This is a genomic window from Kitasatospora sp. NPDC096204 (genome assembly GCF_044763205.1).
Taxonomy (GTDB): Bacteria; Actinomycetota; Actinomycetes; order Streptomycetales; family Streptomycetaceae; genus Kitasatospora.
This window is the reverse complement of record NZ_JBIWFT010000003.1, coordinates 107,155-125,743: the sequence shown is the minus strand read 5'-3', so window position 1 is coordinate 125,743 and position 18,589 is coordinate 107,155. Positions and strand designations below refer to the sequence as shown.

General features: G+C 73.1%; 14 protein-coding genes. 5 read left to right on the top strand and 9 right to left on the bottom strand.

The features are described 5' to 3' along the window. Nucleotides 1-24: 24 nt before the first annotated feature. The gene (locus tag ACIQ87_RS03985; RefSeq protein ID WP_402401160.1) at nucleotides 25-5,178 is read right to left on the bottom strand and encodes a hypothetical protein; all 5,154 of its coding nucleotides are present in this window, start codon (nucleotides 5,176-5,178) and stop codon (nucleotides 25-27) included. 508 nt (nucleotides 5,179-5,686) lie between these two features. Beyond that, nucleotides 5,687-6,127: a methylmalonyl-CoA epimerase gene (mce, locus tag ACIQ87_RS03980; protein WP_402401158.1), complete on the bottom strand. Its 441-nt coding sequence runs from the start codon at nucleotides 6,125-6,127 to the stop codon at nucleotides 5,687-5,689. A 254-nt stretch (nucleotides 6,128-6,381) separates the two neighbouring features. On the opposite strand from mce, the gene ACIQ87_RS03975 reads away from it, so the two are divergent. Next, nucleotides 6,382-7,575 (top strand): acetyl-CoA C-acetyltransferase, encoded by a 1,194-nt coding sequence (locus tag ACIQ87_RS03975; protein WP_402401155.1) that lies wholly within the window; start codon nucleotides 6,382-6,384, stop codon nucleotides 7,573-7,575. Nucleotides 7,576-7,665: 90 nt separating this feature from the next. Continuing rightward, the gene (gene meaB / locus ACIQ87_RS03970) at nucleotides 7,666-8,622 is read left to right on the top strand and encodes a methylmalonyl Co-A mutase-associated GTPase MeaB (protein WP_402401152.1); all 957 of its coding nucleotides are present in this window, start codon (nucleotides 7,666-7,668) and stop codon (nucleotides 8,620-8,622) included. 84 nt (nucleotides 8,623-8,706) lie between these two features. On the opposite strand, the gene ACIQ87_RS03965 is transcribed toward meaB, so the two are convergent. The 5 genes from ACIQ87_RS03965 to ACIQ87_RS03945 all read right to left on the bottom strand — a co-directional run bounded on the left by ACIQ87_RS03965 (nucleotide 8,707) and on the right by ACIQ87_RS03945 (nucleotide 12,498). Further along, on the bottom strand, nucleotides 8,707-9,222 hold the full coding sequence (locus ACIQ87_RS03965) for a MarR family winged helix-turn-helix transcriptional regulator (RefSeq protein ID WP_402401150.1): 516 nt from the start codon (nucleotides 9,220-9,222) through the stop codon (nucleotides 8,707-8,709). Nucleotides 9,223-9,262: 40 nt separating this feature from the next. Further along, entirely contained in the window at nucleotides 9,263-10,075 is an 813-nt protein-coding gene (locus tag ACIQ87_RS03960) for an AIM24 family protein (protein ID WP_402401827.1), read from the bottom strand. Between the two features lie 230 nt (nucleotides 10,076-10,305). Next, nucleotides 10,306-10,956, bottom strand: a complete 651-nt coding sequence (locus ACIQ87_RS03955; RefSeq protein ID WP_392873034.1) for an AIM24 family protein — start codon at nucleotides 10,954-10,956, stop codon at nucleotides 10,306-10,308. A gap of 1 nt (nucleotide 10,957) precedes the next feature. After that, entirely contained in the window at nucleotides 10,958-11,596 is a 639-nt protein-coding gene (locus tag ACIQ87_RS03950) for an AIM24 family protein (protein WP_402401147.1), read from the bottom strand. 104 nt (nucleotides 11,597-11,700) lie between these two features. Further along, the gene (locus ACIQ87_RS03945) at nucleotides 11,701-12,498 is read right to left on the bottom strand and encodes a DUF2127 domain-containing protein (protein ID WP_402401145.1); all 798 of its coding nucleotides are present in this window, start codon (nucleotides 12,496-12,498) and stop codon (nucleotides 11,701-11,703) included. Between the two features lie 267 nt (nucleotides 12,499-12,765). Between ACIQ87_RS03945 and ACIQ87_RS03940 the strand changes: the two genes are divergently transcribed. Next, nucleotides 12,766-13,077: a DUF3817 domain-containing protein gene (locus ACIQ87_RS03940; RefSeq protein WP_402401142.1), complete on the top strand. Its 312-nt coding sequence runs from the start codon at nucleotides 12,766-12,768 to the stop codon at nucleotides 13,075-13,077. A 107-nt stretch (nucleotides 13,078-13,184) separates the two neighbouring features. On the opposite strand, the gene ACIQ87_RS03935 is transcribed toward ACIQ87_RS03940, so the two are convergent. Beyond that, nucleotides 13,185-14,810 (bottom strand): M4 family metallopeptidase, encoded by a 1,626-nt coding sequence (locus tag ACIQ87_RS03935; RefSeq protein WP_402401140.1) that lies wholly within the window; start codon nucleotides 14,808-14,810, stop codon nucleotides 13,185-13,187. A gap of 451 nt (nucleotides 14,811-15,261) precedes the next feature. Continuing rightward, the gene (locus ACIQ87_RS03930) at nucleotides 15,262-16,890 is read right to left on the bottom strand and encodes a M4 family metallopeptidase (protein ID WP_402401138.1); all 1,629 of its coding nucleotides are present in this window, start codon (nucleotides 16,888-16,890) and stop codon (nucleotides 15,262-15,264) included. Nucleotides 16,891-17,390: 500 nt separating this feature from the next. Here ACIQ87_RS03930 and ACIQ87_RS03925 point away from each other — a divergent pair, with 500 nt between their 5' ends. Together ACIQ87_RS03925 and ACIQ87_RS03920 are read left to right on the top strand one after the other, a co-directional pair. Next, nucleotides 17,391-17,927 carry a MarR family winged helix-turn-helix transcriptional regulator gene (locus tag ACIQ87_RS03925; RefSeq protein ID WP_402401135.1) on the top strand — a complete coding sequence of 179 codons (537 nt, stop codon included), beginning with the start codon at nucleotides 17,391-17,393 and terminating at the stop codon, nucleotides 17,925-17,927. A 76-nt stretch (nucleotides 17,928-18,003) separates the two neighbouring features. Then, nucleotides 18,004-18,345 (top strand): DUF3817 domain-containing protein, encoded by a 342-nt coding sequence (locus ACIQ87_RS03920; RefSeq protein WP_402401132.1) that lies wholly within the window; start codon nucleotides 18,004-18,006, stop codon nucleotides 18,343-18,345. The last annotated feature ends 244 nt before the right edge of the window (nucleotides 18,346-18,589 follow it).

The window sequence follows — 18,589 nt, the reverse complement described above, 5'->3', positions numbered from 1 at the left end:
CGGACAATGACCGCCAATGTCCGCTCAATCGGGTGGTGAGCTCTTGGAGCGATTGCCACCCGACCGGGGGGAGCCAACTCCGGCACCGGCCTTGGCGCCCCCGTCCTTCTTGGTGTTTCCCCCGTTGGCCTGGGCGACCGGTGACGGTGCCTCGAACGCCTCCAGGGCGGACAGCACGTCCTGGACCCTGGAGATCTCGGTGTTGATGTCCTTGCGGCGGCGCACCAGTTCGTCCAGCTCGCGGCGGCCCTCGTCGGTGACCCGCTTCGCCTCGGCCTTCGCCTCGGCGAGCAGCCGCTCGGCCTCCGCCTTCGCCAGTTCGATCTGCTCGTCCGCGGCCTCGTCGGCCTCCCGCAGCCGCTTCTCCGCCTCGGCGGCGGCCCGGTCCAGCCGCTCCTCGGCCTCGGTCTCGGAGGACCGCAGCTTGGCCTCGGCCTTCTCGATGAGCGACTCGGCCCGGTCGGTGGAGGTCGCGAGCTTGGTCTCCGCCTCCTTCAGCAGGCCCTCGGCCTTGCGGACGGCGGACAGCCGGACCTTGCTGGCCTCCGCGGAGGCCTCCGAGGTCAGCTCGGCCGCGCGGTCCTCGGCCGCGGCGACCAGGGCCGCCGCGCGGTCCTCGGCCTCGGCGACGGTGGACACCGCCTGCTCCTCGGCCTCGGTCAGCTGCTCCTGGGCGGCCGTCACCAGCGCGTCCACCCGCTCGCCGGCCGACTTCATGGCCGCCGCGTTCTCCTTGCGGGCGCGCTCGTGCAGGGCCTCGACCTCGGCGTCGGTGCGCTCGCGCAGCTCCTCGGCGCGCTCGCGGATCGCCGTCGCGTCCCGGCGGGCCTCGGCGAGCAGGGCGTCCGCGTCGGAACGGCCCTTCTCGACCTCGGCCTGACCGGCCGCCTCGCCCGCGGCGACCAGCCGGTCGGCCTCCTTGCGGGCGGCGGCCACCATCGCGTCCGCCTGCTCCTCGGCGGCGGCGGTGGTCGCCAGCGCCGTGGTCTGGGCGTCCTCGCCGAGCGCCTCGGCGTCCGCGAAGGCCTTCTCCAGGACGGACTTGGCCTGGTCGCGGGTGGCCTTGTCGAACTGCTCGGCGGCCTCCCGGGTCTGCGCGTCGTAGGCGTCGGCGCGGGAGTGGGTGGCGGAGTCGTACTCGTCGGCCAGGGTGCGGGTGGCGAGGGCGTACTCGTCGGCCTCGGCGCGCAGGCCGGCGGACAGCTCCTCGGCGTCGGCGATGCTGCGGGCGCCCTGGGCCTCGGCCTCGGCCACCGTACGGGCGGCCTGCGCCTGGGCGTCGGCGCGCAGCTGCTCGGCGGCCTCCCGGGCGGCGCGCAGCTCGGCCTCGGCGTCCGCGCGCAGCTGCTCGTCGTAGGCCAGGGCCTCGGCGCGCTGCCGGCCGAGCTCGTTCTCGACGGCCTCCTGCTCGGCGGCCAGCTCCAGCTCGGTCTGCTCGCGCAGGGCGGTGGTCTCGGCCTCGGTACGGGCCCGCAGGTCGGCGGTCTCGCGGTCGACGAGCTCGCGCTGCTCGGCGGCCTCGCGCTCGACCAGGGCGCGCAGCTCGGCGGCGTACGCGTCGGCGGCCTCGCGCTGCTCGGTGGTCTCGCGCTCGGCGAGCATACGCAGCTCGGTGGCGTCCTGCTCGGCGGCCTCGCGGACCTCGGCGGCCGCCTCCTCGGCGGCGGCCTTGAGCGCGGCGATCTGCTCGGCGGCGGCCTCGTGCATGCCGGCCACCGCCTGGCGGACCTCGGCGGCCTCCTCCTCGGCGACGGCCACCAGCTCGGCGCCCTCGGCCTTGGCGGCGGCGATCAGCTCGGCGCGGTCGGCCTTGGCCTGCTCCAGCTCGGCGGTCGCCTCGGCCCGGATGCCGTCGGCGGTGGCGCGGGCCTCGGACAGCTCGCGGCCGGCCTCGGCCCGGACGGTCGAGGCCTGCTCGTTGGCCAGGGCCAGCTCGGCGGCGGCCTTCTCGCGGGTGGCCTTGGCGTCCTTGACGGCCTCGGCGCGGCGCTGCTCGGCGGTGGCCTCGGCGCGCTTCAGCACCTCGTCGGCGGCGGTGTGCTGCTCGGCGGCGTAGGTGTCGGCGGCCTCGCGGGTCTCGGCGGCGTACGCGTCGGCGGCGGTGTGCTGCTCGTTCGCGTAGGCGTCGGCCTGCTCGCGGGTCTCGGCGGCGTAGGCGTCGGCGGTGGCGTGCTGCTCGTTCGCGTAGGTGTCGGCGGCCTCGCGGACCTCGGCGGCGTGCTTGTTGGCCGCCTCGCGGACCTCGGCGGTCTCGGCCGCGGTGCGCTTGGTGAGGTCGGTGGCGTGCTGTTCGGCCTCGGTGCGGACGCGGTCGGCGTGGGCCTCGGCGGCTTCGCGCTGTTGGGTGGTCTCGCGCTGGGTGAGGGCCCGCAGCTCCCCGGCGGCCTGCTCGGCCTCCGCCCGGGTCCGCGCCGCGTACGCGTCGGCGGTGGCGTGCTGCTCGGTCGCGTAGGTGTCGGCCTGCTCGCGGGTCTCGGCGGCGTACGTGTCGGCGGTGGCGTGCTGCTCGGTCGCGTAGGTGTCGGCCTGCTCGCGGGTCTCGGCGGCGTACGTGTCGGCGGCGGTGTGCTGCTCGTTCGCGTAGGCGTCGGCCTGCTCGCGGGTCTCGGCGGCGTACGTGTCGGCGGTGGCGTGCTGCTCGTTCGCGTAGGTGTCGGCGGCCTCGCGGACCTCGGCGGCGTGCTTGTTGGCCGCCTCGCGGACCTCGGCGGTCTCGGCCGCGGTGCGTTCGGTGAGGTCGGTGGCGTGCTGTTCGGCCTCGGTGCGGACGCGGTCGGCGTGGGCCTCGGCGGCTTCGCGCTGCTGGGTGGTCTCGCGCTGGGTGAGGGCCCGCAGCTCCCCGGCGGCCTGCTCGGCCTCCGCCCGGGTCCGCGCCGCGGCCTGCTCGGCCTCCTCGCGGGCGGACTCGGCGGCGTCCAGGTGCTCGGAGGTCTCCTCGCGCTCCCGCCGCAGCCCGTCGGCGGCCTCCTCGCGCTCGCGCCGGCTCTCCTCGCGCAGCGCGTTCGCGGCCGCCTCGGCCTCGGCCCGGGTGCGGGCGGCCTCCGTGTCGGCCTCGGTGCGCACCCGCTCGGCGTCGGCCACCGCGGCGTCCCGGACGGCGTTCGCCTCGGCCTGCGCCTCGGTGGTCAGGGCCTCCGCCGCGGCGGACGCCTCGGCGCGCACCCGCTGGTCGAACTCGGTTGCGTCGCGCCGGAGTTCGGCGGTCTCACGCTCGGCCGCGGCGCGGTTCTCGGCGGCCGCGGCCTTGGCGGCGGCGAGCGCGTCCTGGCCCTGCTGCTCGGCGGCCCCGGTGATCTTCTCGGCCTCGGCGCGGGCCCGGGTGAGGGTCTGCTCGGCCCGTCCCTGGGTCTCGGCGGCCTGCTCCTGGGCCTGCTCGCGCAGCCGCTCGATCTCCCCGGCGGCACCCGCGCGCAGCTCGTCCGCGTCGGCCTTGGCCTTGGTGAGCAGCTCCTCGGCGTTCTTCGCCGACTCCTCGATCTGGACGACGGCCTGCCGGCGGGCCTCGCCGCGCACCCGGTCGGCCTCGGCGGCGGCCTGGGCACGCAGCTCCTCGGCCTCGGCCCGCAGCCGGGCCGCCTCGTCCTGCATCTGCTCGATCCGCTCGCGGATCGCGGCGGCGTCGTCCAGGGCGGCGTTCTGGGCCTGCTCGACGGCGGCCTGGGCCTGCTCGCGCAGCCGCTGGGCCTCGGCGGCGGCTTCGGCGCGGATCCGTTCGGCCTCGGCGGCGGCCTCGCCGCGCGCCGACTCGGCGTCCTTGTTGGCCCGGCCGAGGATCTCCTCGGCGGTCTTGGCGGCCTTGGCGAGGTGGACGGTGGCGTCCTTGGCGCCGGCCGCGCGGCCCTCCTCCTCGGCCTCGCCGCGCAGTCGCCGGGCGTCGGCCTCGGCCTGGGCGCGCAGCTCGGCGAGGTCCCGCTCGGCCTGGGCGCGCAGCTCGGCGATCGCCGCCTCGGCCTCGGTCTTCAGCTGGGTGGCCACCGACTCGGCGGTGGCGCGAAGCCGTTCGCTCTCCTCGGCCGCGGCGGCCTTGGCGGCGTCGGCCTCGGCCTGCTTGGTGGCGGCCTCGGTGCGGACGGCCTCGGCCTCGGCACGGATCGCCGAGGCCTCCTGGGTGGCCTGGGCGACCATCCGGGCCACCTCGGCCCGGGCGGTCTGCGAGCGCTGCTCGTTGGCGGCCTCGCCGTCGGCGACCCTGCGCTCGGCGGCGGCCTCGGCGTCGGCCTGGAGCCGCTCGGCGGCCTGCTCGGCCTGGGCTCGCAGCGCGGTGGCCTCGTGGCGGGTGCGCTCCGCCTCGGCGATCGCCTCGGCGCGCAGCCGGTCTATCTCGGCCTTGGCCGCGGCGAGCTGCTGCTCGGCCCGCTCCTGTTCGGCGGTGGCCTGCGCCTTGAGCCGGCCGATCTCGGCCCGGGCGGCGGCCAGCTGGCCCTCGGCGGCGGCGTGCGCGGCGGCCAGCTGCTGCTGGGCCTCGCCCCGGGCGGCGTCCACGTCGGCGGCCGCCTGGGCGCCGGCCTGCTGGGCCTGCTCGGAGGCGGCGCGCAGCAGGCGCTCGGCGTCGTTCTGGGCCCGCTGCAGGGTGGTTTCGGCGGCGGCCTGGGCCTCACCGCGGGCGGCGTCCACGTCGGCGGCGGTCTGGGCGCGGGCCTGGTCGGAGAGGGCGACGGCCTCCGCGCGGGCGGCGGCGACCATCCGTTCGGCCTCGGCGCGGGCCTCCTGGAGCAGCCGCTGCGCCTCCTGCTCGGAGCCGGCCCTGGTCTGCTCGGCCCAGCCGTTGACGTGCTGCTCGGCGGAGCGGCGCAGCTCGGTGAGCTCGTCCTCCAGCTGGCGGCGGCGGGCGGCGAGGTCGGCCTCCAGCCGGGCGGTGCGCTCGGCGGCCTCGGCCATGATCCGCTGGGTGGCGGCCTGGGAGTCGCGCAGCTGGCGCTCGGCGTCGGCGCGCAGCTGCTGGGCCTGCATCTCGGCGGTGCGGAGCATCTGCTCGGCCTGGCCGGAGACGGCGTCGAAGGCGCGCGGCTGGGCGAGCATGCGGCGGGACTCGTGCAGCTTCGCCCGCAGTACCTCAACCTGGTAGGCGAGGTCCTCGGCATGCTCGACTGCCTTGTCCCGCTCCTTCCGAGTCCGACCCATCTCGGCCTCGAACTGGGAGAGGTGATCGTCAACCTCGTAGCGGTCGTTGCCCCGCACTCCGCGGTCCCATCCATCTCCTGGTCGCGTCCTCGACCCGGCCGGTGCCTGGCTCCCGTATCCCGGGTGCCGGTCCGACTGGCTCCTTGCATCCGCAGCCGGTGGACGGTCCCCCGCCATGCCGGGGCCGCCCGCCGCGGTCGTCGGAGTCCGGGGCGTGGGATCGCGGGGTTCCGCGTTCCCCCGTCCGGGTGGACTCCTGGGCGAACTCTTGCCTTGTGGAGAATGGTGACAGATCCGTCTTGCGACTGTTCAGCCGTGCCCGCGTAATGGACTCCCCTTGCGACGGGCCGCCCGCCGGCGGGCGGACTGGCCTGTCTTCGGCCGTGCCCGTCGCCTCCGTCCCCCGGAGCCTTCGCGCACCTGGGCATTGTAGTGGGAGCGCACTGCGGGGGAATGGCCGCAGGGGTGTTTTCCGGCTCTTCCGCCAGGTTACTGACGGGTCATGACCGATCAGGCGTCGGCCGCCGCCGGGGCGCGGTGCGCCCCGGGGCGGTCCAGGAGGGCATCAGTGCTCGTCGTGGGCCTGCTGCGCGGAGGTCACCAGCTCGGTCAGTACGCCGCCGCAGTCCTTGGGGTGCAGGAAGGTGATCCGCGAACCCATCGAGCCGATCCGCGGCTGGTCGTAGAGGACCCGGATGCCCTTGTCCCGGATGGCCTCGGAGTCGCCGTCCACGTCGGCGGTGCCGAAGGCGATGTGGTGCACGCCCTCGCCGTTCTTCTCCAGCCACTTGGCCACGGTGGAGTCGGGCCGGGTGGGCTCCAGCAGCTGGAGGTAGGAGGCGCCGCCGTCGTCGGTGCCGTTGATCCGGAGCATCGCCTCGCGGACGCCCTGCTCCTCGTTGACCTCGGAGTGGAAGACCTCGAAGCCGTAGGTGGCGCGGTAGAACTCGACCGTCTTGTCGAGGTCTCGGCAGGCGATGCCGATGTGGTCGATGCGGGTCAGCACGACGGCCTCCGGTGGTGGGAGAAGGTGGTGGCGGGAAGGTGCACCCAGTGCAGCGCATGGCCCGCGACGCGCGCCAGTGCCTGCCGTGCGAGCCTGCTCACACGGCAGGCGGTTCACCCGGGGCGGGTCGGCACGGTGTTGACTGGATGGTGCCAGTGCGCTCGATCACACCGTCGCTCCGGTGACGGGCGGGTAACAGGTCAGTACATTGAGCGCATCCTCACCTGGCCACGACGTGCGAAGGGGCCCGTCCCATGACCAACACCACCTCTGTGATCGTTGCCGGTGCGCGGACCCCGATGGGCCGCCTGCTGGGTTCCCTCAAGGGTTTCTCCGGTGCCGACCTCGGCGGCGTCGCGATCAAGGCGGCCCTGGAACGGGCCGGGATCACCGGCGAGCAGGTCCAGTACGTGATCATGGGGCAGGTGCTCCAGGCCGGCGCCGGCCAGATCCCGGCCCGCCAGGCCGCCGTCAAGGCCGGCATCCCGATGAACGTCCCGGCGCTGACCGTCAACAAGGTCTGCCTCTCCGGCCTCGACGCCATCGCGCTGGCCGACCAGCTGATCCGGGCCGGCGAGTTCGACATCGTGGTGGCCGGCGGCCAGGAGTCGATGACCAACGCCCCGCACCTGCTGCCGAAGTCCCGCGAGGGCTTCAAGTACGGCGCGATCGCGATGCTCGACGCGATGGCCCACGACGGCCTCACCGACGCCTACGAGAACATCCCGATGGGCGAGTCCACCGAGAAGCACAACACCCGCCTGGGCATCCCGCGCGAGGTGCAGGACGAGATCGCCGCCGCCTCCCACCAGCGGGCCGCCAAGGCGCAGGCCGACGGGGTCTTCGACGCCGAGATCGTCCCGGTCGCCATCCCGCAGCGCAAGGGCGAGCCGGTCCTGTTCAGCCAGGACGAGGGCATCCGCGCGGACACCACCGTCGAGGGCCTGGCCAAGCTGCGCCCGGCCTTCGCCAAGGACGGCACGATCACCGCCGGCACCTCCTCGCAGATCTCCGACGGCGCCGCCGCCGTGGTCGTGATGAGCAAGGCCAAGGCCGAGGAGCTGGGCCTGAGCTGGATCGCCGAGATCGGCGCCCACGGCAACGTGGCCGGCCCGGACAACTCGCTCCAGTCGCAGCCGTCCAACGCGATCAAGCACGCGCTGGCCAAGGAGGGCCTGGAGGTCGCCGACCTCGACCTGATCGAGATCAACGAGGCGTTCGCGGCCGTCGCCCACCAGTCGATGAAGGACCTGGGCGTCTCCTCCGACATCGTCAACGTCAACGGCGGCGCCATCGCGCTCGGCCACCCGATCGGGATGTCCGGCGCCCGCGTGGTGCTGACCCTGGCGCTGGAGCTGCAGCGCCGCGGCGGCGGGGTCGGCGCGGCCGCGCTGTGCGGTGGCGGCGGCCAGGGCGACGCGCTGATCGTGCGCGTTCCGAAGGCCTGACCGGCGGGATCTGATCCCCAGGGCTGCGGACCGCGTGTGGCGGTCCGCAGCCCCTTTCGGCATTCGACGGCATTGCGCTAGGAGCTCCTGATGATCGATGTCGCCACGCTGGTCGAGCAGGCCCGGGAGGGCCGGCCGCGGGCGGTCGCCCGGCTGATCACGCTGGTCGAGAACGCCGCGCCGCAGCTGCGGGAGGCGATGGCCGCGCTCGCGCCGTACACCGGGCGGGCGTACACGGTGGGCCTGACCGGCTCGCCCGGGGTCGGCAAGTCCACCTCCACCTCGGCGCTGGTCTCCGCCTACCGGCGGCTCGGCAAGCGGGTCGGGGTGCTGGCCGTCGACCCGTCCTCGCCGTTCTCCGGCGGCGCGCTGCTGGGCGACCGGGTCCGGATGCAGGACCACGCCACCGACCCCGAGGTGTTCATCCGCTCGATGGCCACCCGCGGCCACCTCGGCGGGCTCTCCTGGGCGGCGCCGCAGGCACTGCGGGTGCTGGACGCGGCCGGCTGCGACGTGATCCTGGTCGAGACCGTCGGGGTGGGCCAGTCCGAGGTCGAGGTCGCCGCCCAGGCCGACACCACCGTGGTGCTGCTGGCCCCAGGGATGGGCGACGGCATCCAGGCCGCCAAGGCCGGGATCCTGGAGATCGGCGACGTCTTCGTGGTCAACAAGGCCGACCGGGACGGCGCCGACGCCACCGCGCGGGAACTCAACCACATGCTGGGCCTCGGCGAGGCCCGGGAGGCGGGGGACTGGCGGCCGCCGATCGTCAAGACCGTCGCGGCCCGCGGCGAGGGCGTGGACGAGGTGGTCGAGGCGCTGGAGAAGCACCGCGCCTGGCTGGAGGAGCACGGCGAACTGGCCGCGCGCCGCCGCCGCCGGGCCGCCGAGGAGATCGAGGCGATCGCGCTGGCCGAACTGCGCGCCCGGATCGGCGACCTGCGCGGCGACCGCCACCTGGCGGCCCTGGCCGACCGGGTGGCCGAGGGCGCCCTGGACCCGTACGGCGCGGCCGACGAGCTGGTCGCGGGCCTCACCGCGAGCTGAGCGCGCGAACGGTGGGCCGGGTGAGGCGTTCCGCCCCGCCGCGATCGGGATCGCGGCGGGGCGGTCGTCGTCCGAGCGCGGGTGCTACGGCTTGCCGCGCAGGCCGCGGAGGTGTTCGGCGATGGGGGCGAGGGCCCGGTACATGTCGTCGAGCTGCTCCTGGCTGAAGCGGTCGATGAAGTGGGCCCGGACGCTGCGCACGTGGTCGGGGGCGACCCGCTGCATGGTCTCCCAGCCGTGCTCGGTGAGGTGGGCGTAGAGGCCGCGGCGGTCGCCCGGACAGTCCTGGCGCAGGACCAGGCCGGCGTTCTCCATCCGGGTGATCTGGTGGGAGAGGCGGCTCTTCGACTGGAGGGTGGCGGTCGCCAGGTCGGTCATCCGCATCCGGCGCTCCGGGGCCTCGGAGAGCACGACCAGGATCTCGTAGTCGTTGATCGCGAGGTTGTGCGGCTGGAGTTCGCGGCTGAGCTGGTAATCCAGGAGCTTGGCGACCTCCAGATGGGCGCGCCACATCCGCTGCTCCCTGGCGGTCAGCCAGGGAGTCTCCTCCTCGGGCTGCGACGGAGGGGTGTCCGCAGTGTCGATCGTGTGCGATTCCATGCCCACTAGCATAGCCGGTTTAGTTCAATCTTGTACAAGTTTACAGGCCGAAACGTCGGCCGAGGTCGCCCAGGTTACCGAGGCCCGGCAGGTTCGGATTCCCGCCGCCGTGCGCGGCCGGCTGGGTCGGGACGCCGCCGACCGGCACCCCCGCCTCGGCCCCGACCTGCCCGACCGACCGCTCCGCCATCAGCTTCTCGCTCGACTGCAGCAGCACCTGCCCGGCGCCGATGAACTCGAACTGGTGCTCCTCGCCGGAGGCGCCGCCGATGCCGGTCAGCCGGCGCAGGCCGCCGATCAGCCCGTGCATGTAGTCGTGGTCGTAGTGGTGGCACGGCGCCGGGCAGTCCGCCCAGCCGACCAGCGCCTGCGGGTCCACCCGGATCGGCGGCTCGACGAAGTGCACCGGGCCGTTGGAGGCGGCGACGAAGCGGCCGGTGCCGATCAGCGTCAGGAAGCCCGGGATGATCGACTGCTTGAGCCGCAGCGTCGGGTCGAAGGCCAGCAGGTTGCCGGAGCGGACGGTCAGGTTGCCGTCCTCCAGGTCGTAGGAGTTGAGGTCGAACGCCCGGTCGGCCAGCACCAGCTTGCCGCGGCCCTCGGCGACCACCCAGTCCGCCGCGTGCATCGGCGAGTTGAAGTGCTGCCCGAGCAGCCGGTCGACCGCCCCGGCGCCGACGCCCTTGAAGGTGATGTCGCCGTAGTAGGCGACCATCTTGCCCTTCTGCAGGAAGTACGAGCCGTTCAGTTCGACCGAGAAGGCGTACGGGTTGACGTTGTCGCCGGCCGGCAGGCTGTGGGCGTCCCACACCACCGGCCCGGTGCCGCCGTGGCCGGTCGGCAGCGGGGCCACCGGGCCGCCGAACTGCTCCTGGGCGTAAGGCTGTTGCTGCGCGTACGGCTTCTGCTGGGGCGGCGGGGGCTGGTGGGCGGGCGGCGGGGGCGGGTAGCCCCCGGGCGGGGGCGGCGGGTAGCCCTGCCCCGGCTGCGGACCGTAGTTCGCCGGGGGCGGCGGGACGGCGAAGCCGGGCTGGGTCGGCTGGTCGTGCGGCGGGCCGTACGGGGGCTGCGGCGGGTAGGACATCAGAGCTTCTCCTCGCTCGCCTGGACGTACACCGCGCCCTGCCCGGACAGTTCCAGCTGGAACGCCTCGCCCGAGCCGCGGCCGATCATGTCGCGCCAACCCAGCGCCGTGGACAGCTTGTTGCGCACGTCGCCGCGGTGCGCCACATACGCCTGCGGGTCGACGTGCACCGACTGGCCGGGGCCGATCGGCAGCTCGAAGACGCCGCCGTGGGCCATCACCGCGACCGAGCCCTGGCCCTCCAGCTTGGTGGTGAACAGGCCCTGCCCGGTGACCTGGCCGCGGACCATGCCCATCACCCCGCCCTGCGAGCCCATGAACATGGTGGACTGCCGCAGCGTGCCCTCGAAGGCGAGCAGCCGGTCCGCCTCGACGTACAGGGTGTCGCCGAACAGGTCGATCACGTGGACGTGGTGACCGCCGTGGCCGAACATCACCCGGCCCTGGCCCTCGACGGTCATCAGCGGGGTGTCCTCGTTGGCCACCCGGCGGCCGATCATCGACATCACCCCGCCCTGCCCGCCGGTGATGTTCGGGGTGAAGCGGACGTCGCCGCTGTACGCGAGCATCGCGCCGCGCTGGCTGAACAGCCGCTGGCCGGGCACCACCTGGGCCTCGACCATCTTGCCGTTGATCTTCGTGAAGCCCATATCAGACGTCACCCCCGACGGTGACCTTCTCGGACGGCTGGACGTACACCAGGCCCTCGCCGGTGAACTCGATCTGGACGGCCTCGCCGCCGCCCTCACCGATGAACGTGGTCCAGCCCGCGCCCGACTTCAGGCTGCGCTGCAGGGTGCCGGTGTGCGCCACGTACGCGCCCGGGTCCACCCGCAGCGGCATGCTCTTGTCGACCCGCAGGATGACGGCCGGGCCGTTGGAGGTGACGGCCGCCCAGCCGTGGCCCTCCACCTTGGTGGTGAACAGGCCGTTGCCGGAGGACATGCCGTTCAGCCCGGTGAAGCTGGTGCCGGTGTGCAGGGTGGCCTCGGTGCAGAGCAGGTTGTCCGACTCGACGTACAGCGTCTCGCCGTTCAGCCGGACCAGATTGATCTCGGTGGCCTTGTCGGCGAAGTAGCAGGTGCCCTGTCCCTTCACCTCCATGACCGTCATCTTCTCGCCGGTCAACCGGCGGGTGACCATGCCGCGCAGGCCGTCCCCGCCGCCGGTCAGCTTCTTGAAGGCCATCTGCCCGGTGTAGGCGACCATCGAACCGTGTCGTGCCTTGACGGCGTCCCCGCCCAACTCGACGGCGAGCACGCGCGATCCCTGGAGTCTGAACTGTGCCACGGCCGCAATCTAGCCGCTGCGGCCGTGGCTGGGGGAGAGCGCGTGGGCCAACTGGTACCAGCCTGCGACAAACGCGCCGGTCGGACCGGCGCGCGCGCCCCCGGTCAGGCCCGGGCGTGCGCCCCGTGCCCGGGGCGCGGAACGGTGCCGGCCGCCTGCTCGACCTCCAGCAGCGAGGCCGAGTGGCGCTCCGCCTCGAAGGCGACCACGCCGCCGCGCAGCCCGAACAGCCGCTTGGAGAGCATGATCCAGAGCACCGCCGCGATGTTCAGCACCAGGGTGCAGATCTTCAGCGCGCTGACGTGGTGGCTCAGCTCGTAGCCCTCCAGTGGGAGGAAGGCCGCGGTGGCGACCACCGTCAGGTACTCGGCCCAGCGCTTGTTCAGCCAGAGGCCGACCGCCTCGACGATCTCGACCACCGCGTAGGCGACCAGGGCGCCGGCGACGATCAGCAGGGTGCTCTTCCTGAAGTCGAAGGTCTTGCGGATCGTCTCCACGATCGGGGCGTGTTCGAGGTCCCAGTGGAAGTGGTCGGTGACCGGCCGGAAGACCGTGAGGTTCTCGTCGAACACCCGGTGCACCGCGTCCTGGCTGTTGGAGAACTTCCACACCGCCCAGGCGATCACGATGATCAGCAGTCCGCGCAGCACCCGCTCGACGGCCAGGAAGCGCAGGATGAACAGGTCCCGCAGCGCCTTGCCGCGCGGCACCAGCGGCGCGTCCTCGGCCGGGCCGGAGCCGTGCGGGGCGCCCAGCGCGAAGTCGCCGCAGCGCAGGCAGCGCCAGGCGTCGCCGAGGGCGGTCGAGGCGTGCAGCCGGGAGGCGAGGTCGGGTTCCGTCGGTGCGTAGGTGATGTGCCCGCGCTTGGCGCAGGTCCTGCGGTCCCAGTCGCGCTTGAACATGTGGTGGCACCCCCGTGTGCGTTGCGTCGCGCGTCCGGATCGGTGGGCGCGCGGGCAGCAGGATAGGGGTTCGCGGGGACGGGCGGTCGCGCTCGGTGGCGTTCCGGCACAGAGCTGTGACAGGGCGGCCGGAACGCTGTGAGATCGGGCACGGTGGCCACCCCCGGCCGGGGGCCCGAACGTCCGCTCGGCGATAATGGCCCGAATGCTTGTGAGTCGCTTCACAAGCGCGCCCGCGCCGCCCACCCCCGTATCGAGGTATCCATCGTGAACAGCAGCGCCGTCCACCGCCTGCGCCTGGTCTCCGGCCCCGAAGGGGTCTCCTTCATCCTGCTGCTGATCTGCTCGGTGCTGAAGCGGACCACCTCGTTCGACGCCGTCCCGGTGATGGGCATGGTCCACGGCGTCCTGTTCATCCTGTACGTGGTCTTCTGGATCCAGGCCTGGCAGGCGCAGAAGTGGGACGCCAAGCGCGGCGTTCTGCTGTTCGTGCTCGCGGTGCTCCCCACCGGTGGCTTCTTCGCCGAGCGGATGCTGGCCAAGGAGGAGCGGGGCGAGCCGAAGCCCGCCACCGCCTGATCCCGCCACCGCCTGATCCGGGCCCCATCGTGGACGGTCGACAGGCTGCCACGGCCTCCTCTCCCAAAGGGCCGCGGCAGCCTGTCGCCGTTTCTTACCGGGGGTGGCTAGTTGACGCTCACCGCGCTCCAGGCCGCCGCGACCGTGTTGTACTCGGTGCTGGTCGCGCCGTACAGGTCGGAGGCCGCCTTCAGGGTCGCGGTGCGGGCCGCCTTGTAGTTGGTGGTGGAGGTCATGTAGACGGTCAGCGCGCGGTACCAGATCGCGGCCGCCTTGGTGCGGCCGATCCCGGTCACCGTCGAGCCGTTGGAGGTCGGGCTGTTGTAGCTGACCCCGTTGACGACCTTCGCGCCGCTGCCCTCGGACAGCAGGTAGAAGAAGTGGTTGGCGACGCCGGACGAGTAGTGGACGTCCTTGTTGCCGACGGTGGAGGACCAGTAGTCGGCCGAGGCGCCGTCCTTGGACGGCTTGTCCATGTACCGCAGCGGGGTGCCGTTGCCGTTGATGTTGAGCTTCTCGCCGATCAGGTAGTCACCCGGGTCGACGGACAGGTTGGCGGACCACTCGACCATGGTGCCGAAGATGTCCGAGGTGGCCTCGTTGAGGCCGCCGGACTCGCCGGAGTAGATCAGGCCGGCGGTGGCGGAGGTGACGCCGTGGCTCATCTCGTGGCCGGAGACGTCGATCGCGGTCAGCGGGTGGGTGTTGCTCGCCCCGTCGCCGTACGTCATGCAGAAGCAGGAGTCGTCCCAGAACGCGTTGACGTAGTTGGTGCTGTAGTGGACCCGGCTCGCGGCGCCGACGCCGTTGTTCTTGATGCCGTTGCGGCCGAAGGTGTTCTTGTAGTAGTCCCAGGTGGCCGCCGCGCCGAACTGGGCGTCCACACCGGCGGACTCGCGGTTGGACGGCAGGCCGTTGCCGAAGCTGTTGGTGGTGTTGGCGAACAGCGTGCCGCTGCCCGAGGTGCCGCCCTTGAGGTCGGTGGTGGACTGGTTGCCCCGGGAGGCGTCCTTGAGCTGGTAGCTCGTACCGCTCTGGGTGGTGGTCAGCGTGACGGTGCCGACGTTGACGCCCTTGCCGGTGCCGGTGGCGGTCTGCACCTTCTCGTCGGTGGCGAGCACCCGGCCGGTGGCGGCGTCGGTGATCACCTCCTGGCGGCTCGGGGTGCCGTCCGCGCGCTGGCCCTGGACCACCGTGCGGTGGGCCAGCCGCGGGCTGCCGTCGGCGGCCCAGACGACCAGCTCGGGCGCGCCGGCGCCGTCGACCCGGCTGAGCGCCGCCCCGTCCGCGTCGGCGGCGATGCCGACGGTCGCCCGCACCGCGGCGGTGGCCGCCTCGGCGGCCTGGGGCGCGGCGAGGCCCGGGGTCAGGCTGGGCACCGACAGCTGCCCGGCGAAGGCCCGGTCGACGGACTTCACCGAGCCGTCGGCCTTCTGGTGGACGACCAGGTCGCCGCCGATCACCGGCAGGCCCGCGAAGGTCCGGTCGTACCGCAGGTGCCGGGTGCCGTCCTTGTCGACCACCACGTCCTTGGGCACCAGCTGCTCCTGGCCGCCGAGGGCGAGGGCCCGGGCGACCGGGGCGCTCTGCCCGGAGGCCAGCGCGAGCAGCGCGGACTGCTGCTGCGCCGGCGAGGGGGCGGCGGCCTGGGCGGGGGCGGCGGCGATCTGGATGACGCCGGCCAGCAGGGCGGTGGCGGAGAGTACGGCTCCGACAGTCAGCTTTCGCTTCACGTACGGGGTTCCTTCCACGAGACCCGCGGGTGCGTGCGGGTGCGCCGCGTACCGGGGCGCCGGGGTTGGCACCTTGGGGGCGGTAGGGCGCGGACGTGCCGGTCCCGTGCGGTTCCTGACGCTCCGCCGGAAACGGGTGGGGCGGCGCCGCGTCGGACGGGACTTGGTCAGAAGCATGACAATCGTTGGCAGGGATGGACAGGGCGTCTCCGGGGATTGGCCAGGAACCGCCAGTCCCGGTACGGATGGTTCGGTTGCCGCCCGCTGCCCGGTTTCGGCGGTTCGTCCCCCTGGCGGGACTCCGCCAGCCGGACGGCCTTGACAGCGCTCCGCCCCCGCCCGTCCGTCCCCGCCGTCCGTCCCGTGCCGTCCGCCCCCGCGGCCCGGAACGGGCGGACGCCCGGGCCCTCCGAGGGGAGGACCCGGGCGTCCGGTGCGCCTGCGCGGTGCGTCAGTTGACGTTGACGCCGCTCCAGGTCGCGGCGACGGCGCTGTACTCGGCGCTGGTCGCGCCGTACAGGTCGGCGGCGGCCTTCAGGGTGCCGGTGCGGGCGCCCGCGTAGTTGGTGGTGGAGGTGAAGTAGGTGGTCAGGGCGCGGTACCAGATGGCCGCGGCCTTGTCCCGGCCGATGCCGGCGAGGGTCGAGCCGTTGGAGGTCGGGCTGTTGTAGCTGACGCCGTTGACGGTCTTGGCGCCGCTGCCCTCGGCGAGCAGGTAGAAGAAGTGGTTGGCGACGCCCGAGGAGTAGTGGACGTCCTTGTTGCCGACGGTGGAGGACCAGTAGTCGGCCGAGGCGCCGTCCTTGGAGGGCTTGTCCATGTAGCGCAGCGGGGTGCCGTCACCGTTGATGTTGATCTGCTCGCCGATGAGGTAGTCCGGCTTGTCGGCGGGCAGGTTGGCGTACCACTCGACCATGGTGCCGAAGATGTCCGAGGTGGCCTCGTTGAGGCCGCCGGACTCACCGGAGTAGTTGAGGTTGGCGGTGGCCGAGGTGACGCCGTGGCTCATCTCGTGGCCGGCCACGTCCAGGGCGGTCAGCGGGTGGGTGTTGCTCGTGCCGTCGCCGTACGTCATGCAGAAGCAGGAGTCGTCCCAGAACGCGTTCACGTAGTTGGAGCCGTAGTGGACCCGGCTCGCGGCGCCGACGCCGTTGTTCTTGATGCCGTTGCGGCCGTAGGTGTTCTTGTAGAAGTCCCAGGTCGCCGCCGCGCCGTACTGGGCGTCCACCGCGGCGGACTCCGCGTTGGAGGCCAGGCCGTTGCCGAAGCTGTTGGTGGTGTTGGCGACCAGCGTGCCGGAGCCGGAGGTCTTGCCCTTCAGCGTGTAGGTCGCCTGCCCGCCGCGGGTGGCGTCCTTCAGCTGGTAGCTCGTGCCGCTCTGGGTGGTGGTCAGCGGGACGGTGCCGACGAACACGCCCTTGCCGGTGCCGGCGGCGGTCCGCACCTGCTCGTGGCTGGAGAGCACCTCGCCGCTCGCCGCGTCGGTGACCAGCAGCTGGCGGCTCGGGGTGCCGTCGGCGCGCTCGCCCTCGACGGTGGTGCGGTACGCCAGGCGCGGGTTGCCGTCGGCGGCCCACACGACCAGCTCGGCCTTGCCGGTCTGGTGGACGGCGGTCAGCGGGGACTCGTCCTTGTCGGCGGCGATGCCCACCGTGGACTGCACGGCGCCGGTCGCCTGGGCGGCGGCCTGGTCGGCCGGGATCTGCGGGGCGAGGCTCGGCAGGGCGATGGTCGCGCCGGTGGCCTTGTCCACGGAGGTGGTCGTGCCGTCGGCCTTCTGGTGCACCACCAGGTCGCCGCCCAGGACGGGGAGGCCGGCGAAGGTGCGCTCGTAGCGGAGGTGGCGGGTGCCGTCGGCGTCCACCTGCGCGTCCTTGACCACCAGTTGCTCCTGGCCGCCCAGGGCCAGGGTGTGCGCGACCTTGCCGGCCTGCCCGTTGGCGAGGGCCAGCAGGTCGGCGCGCTGCGCGGCGGAGGAGTGCGGGGCGGGGTCCGCGACGGCCACGGCGCTCACCTGGACGACACCGGTGAGCAGGGCGGTGGCGGAGAGTACGGCGACTGCGGCGAGCTTTCGCTTCACGAACGAGTCCTTCCGGGAAACCGCGAGCGGACGCGGTCGCGCCGCGCTCCGGGGGGCCGGGATCGGCACCTGCGGGGCGGAACGGGCGCTGACGTGCAGGTCCCGTGCGGTCGGTGCGGCTGCGCCACCGGTGGGTGGGGGTGGTGGCTACCGAACGGGGTTGGCCGAAAGCATGACAATCAAGCAATTCAAATGACAGGTCTTGCTCATGAATTGGCCAAGTCCCGCCAGGGCGAAGGATTGTGAACGGACGGACAAAGGGGGTGGATCGCCCGTTCTTGCAATGGGTTACCGTCCGAACCGACGCCTGCTGGCGGGGGCGGAGGAGCGATCCGAGGCCAACCCCGGTGCGCCGGGGAACGGTTGCCGCACGTTCACACCGGCGCAATGTCCTGGTATGGACCTGGCCGTCCCATTGGCGGGTTCCCGCCACGTGCCGCGCTTGTCCACCATCAGGGACGCCTGGTAACGCGTGCCCCCTCCGCCGGTACGGTAAGGAGGTGGCCAAGCCCCTCGCTCTCGACTTCGACCCGATCGCCCGCGCCGACGAGCTGTGGACCCGCCGCTGGGGCGGAGTCCCCTCGATGGCGGCGATCACCTCGATCATGCGCGCCCACCAGATCCTGCTCTCCCGGGTGGACGCGGTGCTCAAGCCGTACGGGCTGACCTTCGCCCGCTACGAGGCGCTGGTACTGCTGACCTTCAGCCGGACCGGCGAGCTCTCGCTCTCCAAGATCGGCGAGCGGCTCATGGTCCACCCGACCAGCGTCACCAACACCGTCGACCGCCTGGAGCGGGCCGGCCTGGTCGCCCGCCGCCCCAACCCGCTGGACGGCCGCGGGGTGCTGGCCACGATCACCCGGCGCGGCCGCGAGGTGGTCGAGGAGGCGACCAGGGAGCTGATGGCGATGGAGTTCGGGCTGGAGGAGTACGACGCCGAGCAGTGCCGGGAGGTCTTCGACCTGCTCCGGCCGCTGAGGGTGGCCGCCGGCGACTTCACCGAGTCCGACGAGGGGGCTGCGAAGGGGACGGCGTGAAGGCGGCTACCCTCGTGTGAGCGGTGCGCGGATCCGGGCGTACCGGCCGATATTGCCGAGCGAGGCGAGGAAGATCATGAAGGCGACCCCCCTGCTGGGCTGGTACCGGGCCCTGGCTGTCGCGACCGGTGTGGCACTGCTGGTGTTCTGCGGCTTCATGGTCGCGAAGTACGGCTTCGACGCCGCCCAGGACGTGACCACGTACGTCGCGATGCTGCACGGCTACCTCTACATCGGGTACTTCGTGGTGACCTTCATGCTCGGGCAGAAGCTGAAGTGGTCGATGGGCCGGCTGGTGCTCACCCTGGCCGCGGGCTGCATCCCCTTCCTCTCCTTCGTCTTCGAGCGCAAGGTGGCCCGCGAGGCCGCCGGGAAGCTCCCGGCGGGCGACGGCGCCCGCCAGCCGGCCGGGGTCTGAGCCCGACCGTCCGCGCGTTCCGAGAGCGCCCCTTCCCCGACCGCGGGGGAGGGGCGCTCCGGCGTTCCCGGACCCCGGAGCCTCCCGAGCCTCGCGGGCCTCGCGGGCGTTCCCGGCCATCCGGATGCCTTCCGGGTGCTTTCCAGTGTTTTCCGGTGCTTTTCGGGCCGCGTGGGCGATCATCCATCGACAAGTACTAGGACGTCCGAGTAAATTGTTAGGACGTCCTACTAGCTGTGCCGCC

Coding starts and splice junctions, on each gene's coding strand:
- ACIQ87_RS03945 (WP_402401145.1), bottom strand. CDS start 12,498: ATGTTCAAGCGCGACTGGGACCGCAGGACCTGCGCCAAGCGCGGGCAC.
- ACIQ87_RS03955 (WP_392873034.1), bottom strand. CDS start 10,956: ATGGGCTTCACGAAGATCAACGGCAAGATGGTCGAGGCCCAGGTGGTG.
- meaB (WP_402401152.1), top strand. CDS start 7,666: ATGATCGATGTCGCCACGCTGGTCGAGCAGGCCCGGGAGGGCCGGCCG.
- ACIQ87_RS03920 (WP_402401132.1), top strand. CDS start 18,004: ATGAAGGCGACCCCCCTGCTGGGCTGGTACCGGGCCCTGGCTGTCGCG.
- ACIQ87_RS03965 (WP_402401150.1), bottom strand. CDS start 9,222: ATGGAATCGCACACGATCGACACTGCGGACACCCCTCCGTCGCAGCCC.
- ACIQ87_RS03975 (WP_402401155.1), top strand. CDS start 6,382: ATGACCAACACCACCTCTGTGATCGTTGCCGGTGCGCGGACCCCGATG.